Raw genomic sequence first — 14,301 nt, 5'->3', positions numbered from 1 at the left:
CATGGAAAAGGGGATCATGATGTGTATGCTCTCCTTTTCCCTTTTCATACCCTCTGCCGCCGCTGCCGAAACCGAGGAAAATACAGATGTCGCGCCAAACCAATATGAAAAAAAAGACATTGAAATCGATACGAATTATTTGCATGAAGATACCTACTATGAAGAGAAAGTAGAACTGCCTGAGGAACAGAAGAATTTCACTTTTGATAAACCCGAGGACAAGGACGCCGAGCTGATAAAAAATTTGTTTACATCAACAAATCCCGAGGAATCCAACACGATTGCGGCCCAGTCGAAACAGCTCGGGATTACGTTTGCTGAAAAACCAATGAAAAAGACGTCATCCCCAGAAACAGAAGAAGGACAAGGTACATCTTCGTTACTGCTTCCGATTATCTATGTTGTGCTGATCCTGCTCGGAATTGCAGGCATTGTGTTCCTCATCCCAAAAGTCACAGCGCAGGAGAACAAAAAGGCATAGGCCCTGTGCTTGTGTTGTGCTAAAGCGGTACCGTACAATAGGAATGGAAGGAGGAGGTTGTTTCTAATGGAACTTTATATCATCACCGGAGCGTCAAAAGGACTGGGAGAAGCCATTGCATTACAGGCTTTAGAGAAGGGCCATGAAGTCCATGCCTTATCCAGAACAAAAGCGGATGTCTCACACGAAAAACTGACGCAGCATCAAATAGACCTCATTAATCTCACAGAAGCTGAACAGCAATTTGAAACATTGCTTTCATCCATTAATCCAGATCGTTATTCAGGTATTACCCTGATCAATAACGCCGGAATGGTAACGCCGATCAAACGCGCCGGCGAAGCGTCTCTTGACGAGCTTCAGCGCCATTATCAACTGAACTTGACAGCGCCCGTCCTTTTGAGTCAGCTGTTTACAAAAAGGTTAGCATTATACAGCGGCCAAAAGACGGTTGTCAACATTACGTCAGGCGCCGCCAAAAATCCATATAAGGGATGGAGCGCGTATTGCAGCTCAAAAGCCGGTCTCGACATGTTTACGAGGACATTTGGATTTGAACAAGAGGATGAAGAACTGCCAGTGAACATGATTTCCTTCTCACCAGGTGTGATGGACACTGAGATGCAAGCTGTCATCCGTTCTTCATCGAAAAAGGATTTCCACGACATTGAACGTTTCCGGAAATTAAATGAAACAGGAAGCCTTCGCAGTCCGTCCTTTATTGCCGGCACACTGCTTTCTTTATTAGAAAAAGGGACAGAAAACGGACGCATTTACGATATTAAAGAGTTTTTGTAGAGCAGATATTTTCTGCTCTTTTTTTTATAAAAAAGTCTATCGCCCTCGCATTCTGTTGAGTAGCCGCATATACTGACTGAAACTCTGCTTTTAGGGTATAACAATGATGATTAAAAGACAAAATGATGTGACATAAGAATTGAGTTTCTCTGCAAATTATGTTAGCATTCTAAAAATATCTAAAGGAGGGGTTTCCATGAGAAAGGTTACATTAATGGATGTTTTCACCCATCCAATTGCACAAAAATATTTACAGCGTTCCGGCGTGGCACATGCGATTGCCTGCGCTTACCATGCGTACAGGCTGTCTATAAAGAATGACATCAACCCTGATTTAGCTGCAAAAGCGGCGCTGTTGCATGATATCGGCCATTATGAATGGTATACAGACGGAAAGTGGGATTATGAGAAATACAAAAGAAATGACATTCATGCCATTAAAGGGGCGGAACGGGCTCATAAGCTTCTGATTCGGCTTGGCGAGGAACCGAAAGCGGCAAAAGAGATTGCCCTTGCCATTTTGCTTCATACCGATTCCTATTTACCTGAAGGCGAATTAGATAAAAACACACTGCAGCAGATTGTCAAAAAAGCGGACGAACTTGATGAAGAGCCGGGAGGCCACCATCATTATCGCCAAATTGATCCTTCAACTGCACGTAAAAAAATAGAAAAGCTGGACCGATTAATCGACCAAGCCCAGGCATCCATGACAAAGCCTGTATAAGTCCCGCTTTTTTCACGGAACAGCGCCAGCTTTCTTCGCTGTCTCCGCTTCATCACCATTTCCTTTACAACCGCTTCCCAACATATTCTCCTAAAATCCCCGCGTTCCTGGTTTTATCAGGTAAGCCTGTGTCATTATCCATAATTGCGGCATAAACTGAGATAAAACATCAAAAGGGGATTGAAGTATGGTCAACCAAGGTAGTCCGCAACTGGTCTCTTTAGTCGATCCTTATGTCTATCAGACCATTAAAAAGCTCATCGGCTCAAGGTTCGTGATACAAACAGTACGAGATACGGTCAGAGGCAGACTGATCGATGTAAAACCTGACCATATCACCATTGAAGGAGCCCGAGATTCTGTTTGTTTGATCAGAATTCAGCACATGATTTCCATCACGCCAGATTACAGTGAGCGGGTTTAACAGTGCTTGCGCATGAAAAATAGGCGTACACCGAGACGTCCTATTTTTCTGTTAAGCGCTGTAAAAAAGCACTATGATACATTATATCGTCAAGGTCAACACGGCAAATTCTTTGTAATCACCATCTGAAAAACAAAAAGTGACGCCGTACACTGTATAGCTGGAACGGACTGAACCATCTGAATCTTTTACATATAGCCGGGATTTCCCGGCAAATGGGCACAGAGCAGTGCTGCCTCACCACAACATTCGAATTCGGCGATTTTGCCGTCTTGGCTGATATCCAGCAGGATACAATCATTGACTCTAAGCTCCTCAGACCGTACATTCCTGCTCTTTTTTGGAGGAAGAACATAGATATAAGCCAATTCTGAATCTTTATCATATGTCACTGCTTTCATCATCAACACTCCTTTCATTATATTAAGAGTTCTGATATGAGTTCATTTTTGTTACAATGATGGGGTATAAGCCCTTTTATCTGACAGACAAAGAAAAACTAGGAGGAACAAAGCTTGTTGAAATCAAAAGTCCATTTTTGGACATTGCAAATTTTATTTGTTTTGCTGATTATTTACGTAGCAACAAAGGTTTCATTTGTATTTCAGCCGTTTATTGTTTTTATCTCAACATTGTTTTTCCCGATGCTGATTGCGGGAATTTTGTATTTCATTTTTAATCCGGTCGTCCGCCTGCTTGAGAAAAAAATTCCGCGGACATTATCCATTCTATTGATCTATTTACTATTTATCGGTTTGCTGGCCTTCGTTTCAGCGTCAGTCGGGCCTATCATAACATCGCAAGTGACCGGGCTGTTTAACAATCTTCCTGATTATATAAAACAGATTCAGTCGCTGACAAAAGATTTGTCCCATTCCCAATGGTTTACCTGGATGATGAATCAGGATTATGTATCGATATCAAAAATTGAACAGTCGTTGACAAGCTTTCTCCAAAACCTGCCGCAAAATATCACGTCCAGTTTATCTGCGGTGTTTGGTGTCGTGACAAACATCACACTTGTTATTATCACTGTTCCATTTATCCTTTTTTATATGCTGAAAGACGGACATCGCTTTCCGCATCTAGCGGTAAAAATTCTCCCGGCTTCTTATCGGACAGAAGGCTTAAAGATTTTTAAAGATTTATCCGATACGCTGGCGGCTTATTTTCAGGGACAGCTGTTGATCTGTCTTTTTGTCGGAACAGCATGTTTTATCGGCTACTTAATTGCTGGGCTGCCGTATGCCTTGATTCTTGGGATTGTCATGGCGATTACCAATATCATTCCTTATGTCGGGCCTTTCCTCGGTGCTGCTCCGGCTGTCATTGTTGGTTTTATGGACTCTCCGGCCAAAGCGCTGTTTGCGATTATTGTTATTGTCATCGTTCAGCAGCTCGACGGGAACCTGCTGTCTCCTCTTGTAATCGGAAAGCGGCTGAATACGCATCCGCTTACGATTATTTTGCTGTTGATCGGAGCGGGAAGCTTTGGCGGCATTCTCGGCATGATTTTAGCTGTGCCGGTCTACGCGGTAGTGAAGGCATTCTTCCTGAATATTGTCCGCTTGTTCAAGCTGCGCCAGCGGTCACGCCTTGAAGAAAACGCCAAGTCCGCTGAATAGGCGGGCACCATTTGCGCCTCTTTGCATATGATGCTGTAAATCAATGCGGAGGTGGGGAAATGCCTGCGATTGTAGGTCCGATTTATATTATGTCAATATCAGGTGATGCAGCGGCCAGCTTTGGGGATGTGTTTGCGATTTCGCCAAAGAGCGTTGATCACACAGGCGCAGGATCGGGTGCGTTTCAATTAGGTGATTATATGAAGGTCAATAATGAACATAGCAAAACGAATTTCAATGATTCCGATATTATTGATGAAACCGTTTCGTTTAACGAGTAACAGCCTTTTCAGGAGAGGCTGTTGCTTTTTTATTGTATAATATGGGTAGTCTTTGAATAGAGAGGTCATGTTATGAAAATCAGAAAAGCGAATATCAATACGCAAACCGGAATGATCACGGACGTGTATCTGCATGAAAACAGAAAAGAACTGCGAACGCTGGTAGCGGTTCCGCAGCTGGAGTGGAGTACGATCATTTCTTATGAAGAAGATAAAGCATCTCTGCCTGAACGGCTGGAAGCTTCTTTGCGCCGGCATACAGAGGAAGAACCGGCTGGTGAGCTGGCCAAAAAAATTATTCATTGGGTAACAGAAATGTAAACCGCCCTTGAGAGTTTAGCTCCTGCCTGATCAGGTGATAATGAAGACAAACAAGACGGGAGGACAAGCTTTTGAGTGATGAAAAAATAGATCTCTATTTGCAGCAAGGAATGTACGGGCCCTTGGAGACAAAGCCAGATGAGCGCCATTTGTTTTTAGGCTCATTAAGGGAAAGAGTGCTTTTGGCATTGACAAAAGGGCAGGTGCTCAGAAGCAAACCCTATAAAGAAGCGGAGCAGGCGCTGAAAAACAGCAAAAACATAACCCTTTTGATTAATGGAGAGCTTCAGTATCAATCGTACTCTCCCTATATCCAAATGGCGAACCGGAACGGAGTGCACTTCAAGATCGTATCTGATCTACAGTTTCATACGCCTTTAGGCCTTGTCATTGCGGCTGACATCGCTGTGAATCGTGAATTGATATATATTCAGGACGACATTTTTAACCGGTCAGTGCTGAAACCTTAAGAGACAAACGGACCGTTTGTCTTTTTATTCATGGCAATTCACTTGCAACTGGAGATAAGATATAATGTTCTCATACTGATGGCGGGGAGGCAGGCTATGAAAAAAGCACTTATTTGTATTGATTATACGAATGATTTTGTGGCGAGTGACGGAAAATTGACCTGCGGGGAGCCCGGCAGAATGATTGAAGAGGCGATCGTCAATTTGACTGAAGAATTCATCACAAATGGTGATTACGTCGTATTAGCAGTAGATTCTCATGATGAAGGGGATCAATATCACCCTGAAACCCGTCTTTTCCCTCCGCATAATATCAAAGGCACGGATGGAAAAGATCTGTACGGAAAGCTTTTGCCTCTATATCAGAAACATGAACATCAACCAAATGTTTACTACATGGAAAAAACGAGATATTCTGCTTTTGCGGGAACTGATTTAGAGCTCAAACTCAGAGAGCGGCAGATTGACGAATTGCATCTTGCCGGTGTCTGCACAGATATTTGTGTGTTGCATACAGCGGTTGACGCTTACAACAAAGGTTTTCGGATTGTTGTGCACAAACAGGCTGTTGCCAGCTTTAATCAGGAGGGGCACACGTGGGCTCTTACCCATTTTGCAAACAGCATCGGAGCGCAAGTGGCAGAGTAAGGAAGGGGAAAAAACAGTGTTAGAGTATGGTTTTAAAGATGACAGCCTGTCATTACATACAGACCTTTATCAAATCAATATGGCAGAAACTTACTGGAGAGACGGCATTCATGAAAAGAAAGCCATTTTTGAGCTTTTTTTCAGAAGGCTTCCGTTTGAAAATGGTTATGCGGTATTTGCAGGCTTGGAAAAAGCCATCGAATATCTGGAAAACTTCAAGTTTACGGATAGTGACCTGAATTATTTACAGGAAGAACTCGGGTATCATGAAGATTTTATTGAATATTTGCGTGGTTTGACTTTTACAGGCTCACTTTACTCCATGAAAGAAGGAGAGCTCGTATTTAACAATGAGCCGATTATGAGGGTGGAAGCCCCCCTTGTAGAAGCGCAGCTGATTGAAACGGCTTTGCTCAACATTGTGAACTACCAAACATTAATTGCAACAAAGGCTGCCCGGATTAAAGGCGTCATCGGCGATGAAGTCGCGCTTGAATTCGGAACAAGACGGGCGCATGAAATGGATGCAGCCATGTGGGGAGCGAGAGCAGCCTTAATCGGCGGATTCAGCGCGACAAGCAATGTAAGAGCTGGAAAGCGCTTTAATATTCCAGTATCCGGCACGCATGCGCATGCGCTTGTGCAGGCTTACCGCGATGAATATACCGCTTTCAAAAAATACGCGGAAACGCATAAGGATTGCGTCTTCTTAGTTGACACGTATGACACACTTCGTTCAGGCATGCCGAATGCGATTAAAGTGGCCAAGGAATTCGGAGACCGCATCAACTTCATCGGCATTCGCCTGGACAGCGGCGATTTGGCGTACCTGTCAAAAAAAGCCCGGAAAATGCTTGATGAAGCAGGATTTACAGATGCGAAAGTCATTGCTTCAAGTGATTTGGATGAGCATACCATTATGAATTTAAAGGCTCAAGGGGCGCGCATTGATGTTTGGGGTGTCGGTACGAAGCTGATCACGGCCTATGACCAGCCGGCTCTCGGCGCGGTTTACAAACTCGTTGCCATTGAAGAAGACGGGAAATTGGTCGATACGATCAAAATTTCCTCCAATCCTGAAAAAGTGACAACACCGGGCAGAAAAAAAGTGTACCGCATTATCAATCAGTCCAATCATCATTCTGAAGGTGACTATATTGCGCTTTATGATGAACAGGTAAATGATCAGAAGCGGCTCAGAATGTTCCACCCGGTTCATACATTTATCAGCAAATTTGTCACAAATTTTTATGCGAAGGATCTTCATGAGCTGATTTTTGAAAAGGGCATTCTTTGCTACCAAAATCCTGAGATCTCAGACATACAGCAGTATGTGCAGGATAACCTCAGCCAGCTGTGGGAGGAATATAAGAGAATCAGCAAGCCGGAAGAATATCCGGTTGATTTAAGCGAGGACTGCTGGAGCAATAAAATGCAGCGGATTCATGAAGTAAAAAGCAGGCTTGATGAAGAGCTTGAGGAAGAATAAAGAAACTGGCCTTTCGCTTCGAAGGGCCAGTTTCTTTTTGAATATATTAATTTTCATGATTAGACAATTTTCGTCAAATTATTTGATATACTTAAGGGGTGAAAGCTGCGCGTATTGTAAGGGGGAAAATCAATGAGGGTGTTTGTTGCAAGACAGCCTATTTTTAATAGAAAAGAACAGGTTGTTGCTTATGAGCTGCTGTATAGAGAAAGCGAAGAAAATGTATATAGCGCGAAAGACGGCGATCAGGCAACAACAGATTTAGTAATCAACAGCTTTTTAAACATCGGAATTGAGAAGCTGACGGAAGGGAAACGCTGTTTTGTTAATTTTACGGAAAGCTTGATGTTATCGAACCTTCCCACCTCCTTCAACCCGAAACAGCTTGTCATTGAAATCCTTGAAGATATACCAATCACGCCGGCCCTCGTCTCCAGATGCAAAGAATTGAAAAAAATGGGGTATATGCTGGCACTTGACGATTTTTATGCGATAAACCCGCAAAATGAAGGCTTACTGGAAGAGCTCATGAGCTATATTGATATATTGAAAATTGATTTTCTCAAAACAACACGAATGGAACGCAGAAAAATTTTGCAAACCTACGGCTGCAGAGGCTTGATTTTTTTAGCGGAAAAAGTAGAGACCCGAAAAGAATATAAACAAGCGGCACAAGACGGCTTTCAATTATTCCAGGGCTACTTTTTCAGCGAACCGCGCATCATCAGCGGGCATGATCTGTCGACTCACTTCTATTCTTACTATGAACTGCTTAACGAATTGAGCAAAGAACAGCCTAACATAAAGCATGTGACCGAATACATAGAGCGGGATTTATCACTGTCCTATCAAGTCTTAAAATTTTTAAACTCATCCCACAGCCGTTTGATCCAGAAAATTGAAAGTATTCAACAGGCCATTATGCTGCTTGGGTTTAATGAAATCAAACGGTGGATATACATTCTTTCCTTTAAGGATTTAAGCAGTAAAGGGCATTCCAGCAAGCACGAAATCATTAAGATTTCTTTGATGAGAGCAAAGCTTTGTGAGCTGCTGGCAAGAAAAACAGCCCGGCCGCAGCCTGCCTCTTATATGCTGATTGGAATGTTTTCTCTTATAGACACCCTGCTGCACCGAGAACTAGAGGAGATTATTCAAGAATTGCCTTTAAAAGATGAAGTCGGGCAAGCGTTATTAGGCCATCAAAACGACTACTACCAAATGCTTGAGCTTGTGAAATGTATTGAAAGCAACAACTGGGACACTTGCACAGAATTAGGCAAAGAACTGGACAAAGAAGAAGCGTATGAATGTTATCTTGAAGCTCTGGAGTGGTGTCATAATCTAATGGACGCAAAATGATTGCGGGCATCTGACCACCGCAAAGCAAGAATCATTCGGCTTTGCGTCCCGATGAGGCTGATGTAGATGCCGTCGGGATTAAAGACCGTATCCACTTCATGCCGTACGCCCATTTGTTTAATCAGGCGCTTTACAGATTGTTTGTCTGATTGCTCGGCTGCGGTCAGAATGCGGTGCGAGAGCTCCCGCGAGCCCGCAATGCGGTTGAGAACAAGCTGGGCATCGGCGAACAGCCCTGACGCCTCCCTTGCTGAACGGATAAAGAAATCTGTATTGGCAGAAGCCTGAGGGCGACGAATCTCATACGGATAGGCGTAAAACCAAGGATAACAATAACTCATGGGAGCACCTCACACAAAAGGGATGTTTCTATATGTATAGAGCCCTAATTGCTGAATATGACAAAGCGAAAAGGCCACAACTTTAGCGTTGCGGTCTTTTTCGGTGTTTGTCGGTCAGGATACGCCAAGAATCGCATATTCCTTTTTGAAAATACAGTAATTAGGACTATAGTCCCGCTTGATAAGAATGCGAAACCCGTTAACATCAAGGAGATTAAGAATCTTTCTCAATTTCGGGACATATAAATACTCTTATTCATAGAAAGATAGTCCCGTTCTTGTTGTGATTCCTTTGGGTATTTTGGTCTAATTAGATTTGCGGTGTCACGCAGGACTTTTTTGTATACTTTTCGGTGAAAAATAAGCCAAAAGCAGATACACTATTAGTAACAGATCAAATACCTAGGACTCGTTCACCATACACAATTCATTGATCTTTCAAAAAAAGGAGTGTGGAAACGATGGAAAAGAAACTTGAAGAAGTAAAACAATTGTTATTCCGACTCGAACTTGATATTAAAGAAACGACAGATTCATTACGAAACATTAACAAAAGCATTGATCAGCTCGATAAATACAATTATGCAATGAAAATTTCGTGAAAAAGACTTGGAAACAAGTCTTTTTTTTCGTTTTTCCCATACAATAAAAGGATAAAGTATTATATGATTGTAAAAAAACGAAAAACCTGCTGTCTTTTGGATAGCCCATTTAGTAAAATGGAAGGGGAGGGAGGAAGGCGTTATTGAGCAGATATGTTTAGATTCTGTGGGGATCAAGGAGAAAATGAAGGAGATTGTAGATGAAAATATTTTAAATGAGGACTTGAAAGAGAAACTCAAATCTTTTGTTGAAGTAAAAAAACAATTTTCATTTGCAGAATTAGCTTATAACCATTACATAGCATTTGACGGAAAAAATGATACAGCTATTGAGTTATTGGCTTCAGGTATTGAACTTTTAATTTTATCTGCGGACATTTTTGACGATATTGAGGATAAAGATAATACTCAGGCTGTCTGGATGAAATTAGATCCTTCTATAGCAACAAACGCAGCTACTACACTTTATACATTAAGTTTGCAAGTGATAAATTCTGTTTCTAATAATCCAGAACTTTTAAGGCTCACTTTACAATATTCACTTCAATCTTTACAAGGGCAACATGTTGATTTGAATTTTAAAAAAATTTCATCAGAATCAGAGTATATTGAAATGATTAAACAAAAGTCAGGTTCGCTGGTGACATTGCCAAGTGTCCTTGGTGTTTACTTGGCAACTGGAGAATTTAATGAAACAGTCGATGAATATTCACGTTTTTTGGGCATAGTCGAGCAGATTGCCAATGATCACTATGGGCTTTATTATCCAGACAATAATGACTTGAAAACAAGACACACTCTTGCCTTCTACTATCTAAAAAATAAATATAACCAATCATCCATTGACTTATTAAATTTTTATGCGCTAGAAGAAAAAATGATAAATAATTTGGATGAATTGAAAAGGAAATTACGTGATTCAGGAGTAATATTATATTTAAACGTTATTAAAAATTTAGCATTGGAAAATTTCAAGGAATCATTTGGAAAACTAAGCTTAGATGAACAAAGAAAGAATAAACTATTTGTTCAATTATTAAGGGGGAATAGAAATTGAGACATATTGATAAAATTATAAGCCATCTAGTAAATAATCCTGAAGCGATTGATCAATTTAAGAATGGGAACTTAACCTTGCTAAATATAAATGAAAAAGAAAAAAAAGCTATATTATATGCGTTTGAACAAGGAGAAGTGCCAAGAACAAGCAATTGGCCTCCAATAGAAGCTATCAGTAATTTTTTTGAGGATGATAAAAGAAAAAGTTTTATTTAATTACGGGATGATGTGATGCAAAGAAATATTAACGTATTCAAGTATTTGTCTTTAGCCCTTATCATTTTAAGTTTTATTTATGTCATCTACCTCTCTTATATTTCTGTTTTTAACATCTTCGTAGGTGCTGATGTGAAGATTAATGAACAGGGTAAGTTAGAGGTCACCAACGTTGTAGATTATACAGATGAATATTATTCAGGTGTGAAAAAGGGTGACATCATTTTAGAAGTGAATGGGGAAAAAGGCAGTGAAGTCCAGTTAGAAAGCGGAAGATTGGTCAATGTAGAAAGTTTAATTGTTGAGAGAGATAATAAATCATTTCATTTACAAAATGTAAGCTTAATAAGTGAAGAGAATTTATTTATGTATCTCATTCCAATCATCTCTTATTCAATCTGTTTATTTTGTATATTTTTTGTTTACAGAATAAATAAAGTTAGAAAATCATCTTCTGCTTTTGTTTTAATTTTATTTTTGTTATTTGTATCAGTAGCGTATGTGAGTGCCTGCGGTGCAAGAAGAGGAGAAGAGGTTAGTACCTACCTTCTTGTTCTTACTTTAGTAAGTTGTCCAATTTTATATATTCACTTTATATATAAATATTTTGTGGAATTAGGCACCAAGTTATTCAAAAAGAAGATTTTAATCATTATGTATATGCTTCCAATAATAAACCTGTTATTGGAAGCTGTTATGGGTAATAGATTAAATTCTTCTACTTTTTTGTCTAACTTGAACTTGATTTCCTTTTTTGTCTTAGTTCTTACTGTATCTATTCTTATCCATCAAGGGGTAAGAAAAATTAAACATAATGAGCAAAAGTCGATTTTGAAGGTCCTTTCTTATACAAGTATTCTGGCTTTCAGTCCTTTTATTATCTTTTTTGCTATCCCATATGTGTTGTTTAATACGTATCTTTCACCCTTTAGTTTGGCAGCTTTTACACTTGTTATACCTTTTTCTTTAGTATATCAGTTTATGACCAATAGACTTTACAATATTGACTTTGTTGTAGGACGGCTTAAGTACTATGGGTTCTTAGCAATTACTCCTACTGTGATTGTAGTCACCATATTTAATTATGTCCAGAAACCAAAAGATAACTTCTATTCTGTCAAGCTAACAATTGTAATATATCTGCTTATGTTTGCTGTTTTTTACTTTAAAGAGATCATTGACTTTCGTTTCAAGTTGAAAAGGTTCACAGAGAAATTTAATTATCAAGATGGAATTTTTAAATTTACTCAGTTAATAAAACAAGCATCATCGGTAGATCAAGTGCTTATTTACTTTAAAAATGCAATCTTAGAAGTACTGAACATTGATAATGCTTGCGTGTTTGATAATTCTAAGGGGGAGATTACCCTTCTTAGCAAGAACAACTACAAAGATATAACTTATAAAAAGTTCGAGAAATATGCTCAACATTTTACAGGTGATATTGGAAAAATTGTAGAGTTTAAACAAGGTTTTATTATTAAAATAGGTGAACGAGGAGACAGATCATTTCTAGTACTATGTTTCTCAAGCTATAATACCTTTAAATTAACAAGAGATGAAATTGCATGGCTTAAAACATTAGCGTTTTATACAAATGTTTCATTGGAAAACGTGATGAAAATCGAAGAATTGATGGTGCATCTTGAAGATTTAAAACAACAGGAATCAAACCCCGTTTGGCTCAAAAAACTTATGTACACCATTGAAGAAAAACAACGTTCAGAACTCGCCCGCGATCTCCACGATTCCGTCCTCCAGGATTTGATTTCATTAAAGCGCCAGTGCGAGCTGTTTTTGGCTGGTTTTAAGAAGGATGATAACCCTTGCCAGGAAGAGGTGAAGGACAAGCTTGTGCAAATGAATGAGCAAATGTCTGACGTGATTTCGATGACAAGAGAGACGTGTCATGAATTGCGGCCGCAGCTTCTGTATGATCTTGGGCTGGTGAAGGCGCTGTCCAAGCTGGTGGCGCAGCAGCAGGAGCGGGTTCCGTTCCATATCCGTTTAAATACCGACAGATTTACGGCTTCGCTTGATCTTGATTCGCAGCTGAATTTGTACCGGATCATACAAGAGTTCCTGTCTAATGCGGTCAAGCACTCTCAGGCGACGGATGTGCTGATTATGCTCATCAGTATTCAAAACAAAATCGTTCTTCATTATGAGGACGATGGTGTAGGGTTTGATCAAGAAAAAACTACTGAGCATTCCATGAGCATGGGACTTTCTGGCATTAAGGAGAGAGTCAGGGCTTTAGATGGGCGCCTTCGGATTGAAACAAGTGAAGGAAAGGGCTTTAAGGCTGATATTGAAATCGAATTGTAATGGTTTTATAACGGAAACGACTTGGCACAAGCCAAGTCTTTTTTATAAAATGGAAATGAGTGAGTAAAAGGGAGGAAAACATGAAAAAGATACTAGTGATTGATGACCATCCGGCTGTCATGGAAGGCACCAAGACAATTTTGGAAACGGATTCTAACCTGTCTGTTGATTGTCTCAGTCCTGAACCGAGCGAACAGTTTATCAAGCAGCATGATTTCTCGTCATATGATCTCATTTTAATGGATCTGAATTTAGGCGGCGAGGTCAATGGGATGGAGCTTTCTAAACAGATATTACAAGAGTATCCTCATTGTAAAATTATCGTGTATACCGGTTATGAGGTTGAGGATTATTTTGAGGAAGCGATTCGTGCGGGACTGCACGGTGCCATCAGCAAAACGGAATCTAAAGAAAAGATCACCCAATACATATACCACGTACTCAACGGAGAAATTTTAGTTGATTTTGCTTACTTTAAACAGCTGATGACTCAGCAAAAAACAAAGCCTGCTCCTTCCTCTCAAAAAGAACAAGATGTGCTCACACCTAGAGAATGCCTGATTCTTCAAGAAGTTGAAAAGGGTTTTACAAACCAAGAAATCGCAGATGCACTTCATTTAAGCAAGCGGTCCATTGAATACAGCCTGACATCAATTTTCAATAAGCTGAATGTCGGTTCCCGGACGGAAGCAGTTTTAATTGCGAAATCAGATGGTGTACTTTAAATAAGGGGGGATATGATGGATACGAAACACACATTGCTTGAAGCGCTTGGAATTGAGATTGTTGAGAACACAGCGGAACGATGTGTTGCGGTCATGCCGGTGGATCATCGGACAGTGCAGCCGTTCGGATATTTGCATGGAGGCGCTTCAGTGGCTCTGGCAGAAACCGCGGCGAGCGCAGGGGCGCAGAACCTGATTGATCACACGACTCAAGCTTGTGTCGGTTTGGAGATTAACGCCAACCATTTAAAATCCGTAAAGGAAGGAACGGTAAAGGCAGTAGCCGAACCCGTTCATATAGGCAGAACGACTATTGTCTATCAAATTCATATTTATGACGAGCAAGAAAGGCTGATCTGTATCTCCAGATGCACGCTGGCTGTCATCAAGAAATAAAAAAACAG

General features: G+C 40.4%; 19 protein-coding genes and 1 pseudogene. 17 read left to right on the top strand and 3 right to left on the bottom strand.

The window, feature by feature from the left end:
- Window positions 1–25: 25 nt before the first annotated feature.
- From essA to MOF34_RS02220, 4 genes are all read left to right on the top strand, one after another.
- Window positions 26–481, top strand: coding sequence for a type VII secretion protein EssA (gene essA, locus MOF34_RS02235; RefSeq protein ID WP_080010352.1), 456 nt, complete (start codon window positions 26–28; stop codon window positions 479–481).
- A 66-nt stretch (window positions 482–547) separates the two neighbouring features.
- Complete coding sequence (locus MOF34_RS02230; RefSeq protein WP_268398272.1) at window positions 548–1,279, top strand: (S)-benzoin forming benzil reductase; 732 nt, start codon at window positions 548–550, stop codon at window positions 1,277–1,279.
- 196 nt (window positions 1,280–1,475) lie between these two features.
- A complete protein-coding gene (locus tag MOF34_RS02225) occupies window positions 1,476–2,006 on the top strand; it encodes an HD domain-containing protein (RefSeq protein WP_019715566.1) in 531 nt (176 codons plus the stop codon).
- 187 nt (window positions 2,007–2,193) lie between these two features.
- Window positions 2,194–2,430, top strand: coding sequence for a YuzF family protein (locus MOF34_RS02220; protein WP_268398271.1), 237 nt, complete (start codon window positions 2,194–2,196; stop codon window positions 2,428–2,430).
- 40 nt (window positions 2,431–2,470) lie between these two features.
- On the opposite strand, the pseudogene MOF34_RS02215 reads toward MOF34_RS02220, so the two are convergent.
- Window positions 2,471–2,831 (bottom strand): annotated as a pseudogene (locus MOF34_RS02215) (DUF2283 domain-containing protein).
- A 114-nt stretch (window positions 2,832–2,945) separates the two neighbouring features.
- Between MOF34_RS02215 and MOF34_RS02210 the strand changes: the two are divergent.
- The 7 genes from MOF34_RS02210 to pdeH all read left to right on the top strand — a co-directional run bounded on the left by MOF34_RS02210 (window position 2,946) and on the right by pdeH (window position 8,626).
- Window positions 2,946–4,055, top strand: a complete 1,110-nt coding sequence (locus tag MOF34_RS02210; protein ID WP_268398270.1) for an AI-2E family transporter — start codon at window positions 2,946–2,948, stop codon at window positions 4,053–4,055.
- A 59-nt stretch (window positions 4,056–4,114) separates the two neighbouring features.
- Window positions 4,115–4,336 carry a spore germination protein gene (locus MOF34_RS02205; RefSeq protein ID WP_268398269.1) on the top strand — a complete coding sequence of 74 codons (222 nt, stop codon included), beginning with the start codon at window positions 4,115–4,117 and terminating at the stop codon, window positions 4,334–4,336.
- 72 nt (window positions 4,337–4,408) lie between these two features.
- On the top strand, window positions 4,409–4,657 hold the full coding sequence (locus tag MOF34_RS02200) for a YueH family protein (RefSeq protein WP_014114991.1): 249 nt from the start codon (window positions 4,409–4,411) through the stop codon (window positions 4,655–4,657).
- A gap of 71 nt (window positions 4,658–4,728) precedes the next feature.
- On the top strand, window positions 4,729–5,127 hold the full coding sequence (locus MOF34_RS02195; protein ID WP_019715561.1) for a YueI family protein: 399 nt from the start codon (window positions 4,729–4,731) through the stop codon (window positions 5,125–5,127).
- Window positions 5,128–5,223: 96 nt separating this feature from the next.
- On the top strand, window positions 5,224–5,775 hold the full coding sequence (locus MOF34_RS02190; RefSeq protein WP_019715560.1) for a cysteine hydrolase family protein: 552 nt from the start codon (window positions 5,224–5,226) through the stop codon (window positions 5,773–5,775).
- Window positions 5,776–5,791: 16 nt separating this feature from the next.
- Window positions 5,792–7,264: a nicotinate phosphoribosyltransferase gene (locus tag MOF34_RS02185; RefSeq protein ID WP_019715559.1), complete on the top strand. Its 1,473-nt coding sequence runs from the start codon at window positions 5,792–5,794 to the stop codon at window positions 7,262–7,264.
- A 132-nt stretch (window positions 7,265–7,396) separates the two neighbouring features.
- Window positions 7,397–8,626 carry a cyclic di-GMP phosphodiesterase gene (gene pdeH, locus MOF34_RS02180; RefSeq protein ID WP_268398268.1) on the top strand — a complete coding sequence of 410 codons (1,230 nt, stop codon included), beginning with the start codon at window positions 7,397–7,399 and terminating at the stop codon, window positions 8,624–8,626.
- Here the strand turns inward: pdeH and MOF34_RS02175 are convergent.
- Both MOF34_RS02175 and MOF34_RS02170 read right to left on the bottom strand, forming a co-directional pair.
- Window positions 8,602–8,967, bottom strand: a complete 366-nt coding sequence (locus MOF34_RS02175) for a hypothetical protein (RefSeq protein WP_019715557.1) — start codon at window positions 8,965–8,967, stop codon at window positions 8,602–8,604. The genes pdeH and MOF34_RS02175 overlap by 25 nt on opposite strands.
- A 114-nt stretch (window positions 8,968–9,081) precedes the next feature.
- Window positions 9,082–9,198 (bottom strand): hypothetical protein, encoded by a 117-nt coding sequence (locus MOF34_RS02170; RefSeq protein ID WP_138921993.1) that lies wholly within the window; start codon window positions 9,196–9,198, stop codon window positions 9,082–9,084.
- Between the two features lie 230 nt (window positions 9,199–9,428).
- Here MOF34_RS02170 and degQ point away from each other — a divergent pair, with 230 nt between their 5' ends.
- The 6 genes from degQ (at window position 9,429) to MOF34_RS02140 (ending at window position 14,293) form a co-directional block, all read left to right on the top strand.
- Complete coding sequence (gene degQ / locus MOF34_RS02165) at window positions 9,429–9,569, top strand: degradation enzyme regulation protein DegQ (RefSeq protein ID WP_003220708.1); 141 nt, start codon at window positions 9,429–9,431, stop codon at window positions 9,567–9,569.
- 184 nt (window positions 9,570–9,753) lie between these two features.
- Window positions 9,754–10,626: a polyprenyl synthetase family protein gene (locus MOF34_RS02160; protein WP_029317112.1), complete on the top strand. Its 873-nt coding sequence runs from the start codon at window positions 9,754–9,756 to the stop codon at window positions 10,624–10,626.
- On the top strand, window positions 10,623–10,844 hold the full coding sequence (gene comX, locus MOF34_RS02155; protein WP_019715555.1) for a competence pheromone ComX: 222 nt from the start codon (window positions 10,623–10,625) through the stop codon (window positions 10,842–10,844). Before MOF34_RS02160 ends, comX begins: the two co-directional genes overlap by 4 nt.
- Window positions 10,845–10,859: 15 nt before the next feature.
- Window positions 10,860–13,172 (top strand): histidine kinase, encoded by a 2,313-nt coding sequence (locus MOF34_RS02150; RefSeq protein ID WP_268398265.1) that lies wholly within the window; start codon window positions 10,860–10,862, stop codon window positions 13,170–13,172.
- 80 nt (window positions 13,173–13,252) lie between these two features.
- Complete coding sequence (comA, locus tag MOF34_RS02145; protein WP_019715553.1) at window positions 13,253–13,897, top strand: two-component system response regulator ComA; 645 nt, start codon at window positions 13,253–13,255, stop codon at window positions 13,895–13,897.
- A gap of 15 nt (window positions 13,898–13,912) precedes the next feature.
- Window positions 13,913–14,293, top strand: coding sequence for a hotdog fold thioesterase (locus MOF34_RS02140; RefSeq protein WP_003220719.1), 381 nt, complete (start codon window positions 13,913–13,915; stop codon window positions 14,291–14,293).
- Window positions 14,294–14,301: the final 8 nt, after the last annotated feature.

It is taken from the genome of Bacillus sp. T17B1 (genome assembly GCF_026796395.1).
Classification (GTDB): Bacteria; Bacillota; Bacilli; order Bacillales; family Bacillaceae; genus Bacillus; species Bacillus spizizenii_A.
Note: the sequence above shows the minus strand (reverse complement) of the source record. Positions and strands in the feature narration are given on the sequence as shown.

Coding starts and splice junctions, on each gene's coding strand:
- essA (WP_080010352.1), top strand. CDS start 26: ATGCTCTCCTTTTCCCTTTTCATACCCTCTGCCGCCGCTGCCGAAACC.
- MOF34_RS02230 (WP_268398272.1), top strand. CDS start 548: ATGGAACTTTATATCATCACCGGAGCGTCAAAAGGACTGGGAGAAGCC.
- MOF34_RS02225 (WP_019715566.1), top strand. CDS start 1,476: ATGAGAAAGGTTACATTAATGGATGTTTTCACCCATCCAATTGCACAA.
- MOF34_RS02220 (WP_268398271.1), top strand. CDS start 2,194: ATGGTCAACCAAGGTAGTCCGCAACTGGTCTCTTTAGTCGATCCTTAT.
- MOF34_RS02205 (WP_268398269.1), top strand. CDS start 4,115: ATGCCTGCGATTGTAGGTCCGATTTATATTATGTCAATATCAGGTGAT.
- MOF34_RS02200 (WP_014114991.1), top strand. CDS start 4,409: ATGAAAATCAGAAAAGCGAATATCAATACGCAAACCGGAATGATCACG.
- MOF34_RS02190 (WP_019715560.1), top strand. CDS start 5,224: ATGAAAAAAGCACTTATTTGTATTGATTATACGAATGATTTTGTGGCG.
- pdeH (WP_268398268.1), top strand. CDS start 7,397: ATGAGGGTGTTTGTTGCAAGACAGCCTATTTTTAATAGAAAAGAACAG.
- MOF34_RS02175 (WP_019715557.1), bottom strand. CDS start 8,967: ATGAGTTATTGTTATCCTTGGTTTTACGCCTATCCGTATGAGATTCGT.
- degQ (WP_003220708.1), top strand. CDS start 9,429: ATGGAAAAGAAACTTGAAGAAGTAAAACAATTGTTATTCCGACTCGAA.
- MOF34_RS02160 (WP_029317112.1), top strand. CDS start 9,754: ATGAAGGAGATTGTAGATGAAAATATTTTAAATGAGGACTTGAAAGAG.
- MOF34_RS02150 (WP_268398265.1), top strand. CDS start 10,860: ATGCAAAGAAATATTAACGTATTCAAGTATTTGTCTTTAGCCCTTATC.
- comA (WP_019715553.1), top strand. CDS start 13,253: ATGAAAAAGATACTAGTGATTGATGACCATCCGGCTGTCATGGAAGGC.
- MOF34_RS02140 (WP_003220719.1), top strand. CDS start 13,913: ATGGATACGAAACACACATTGCTTGAAGCGCTTGGAATTGAGATTGTT.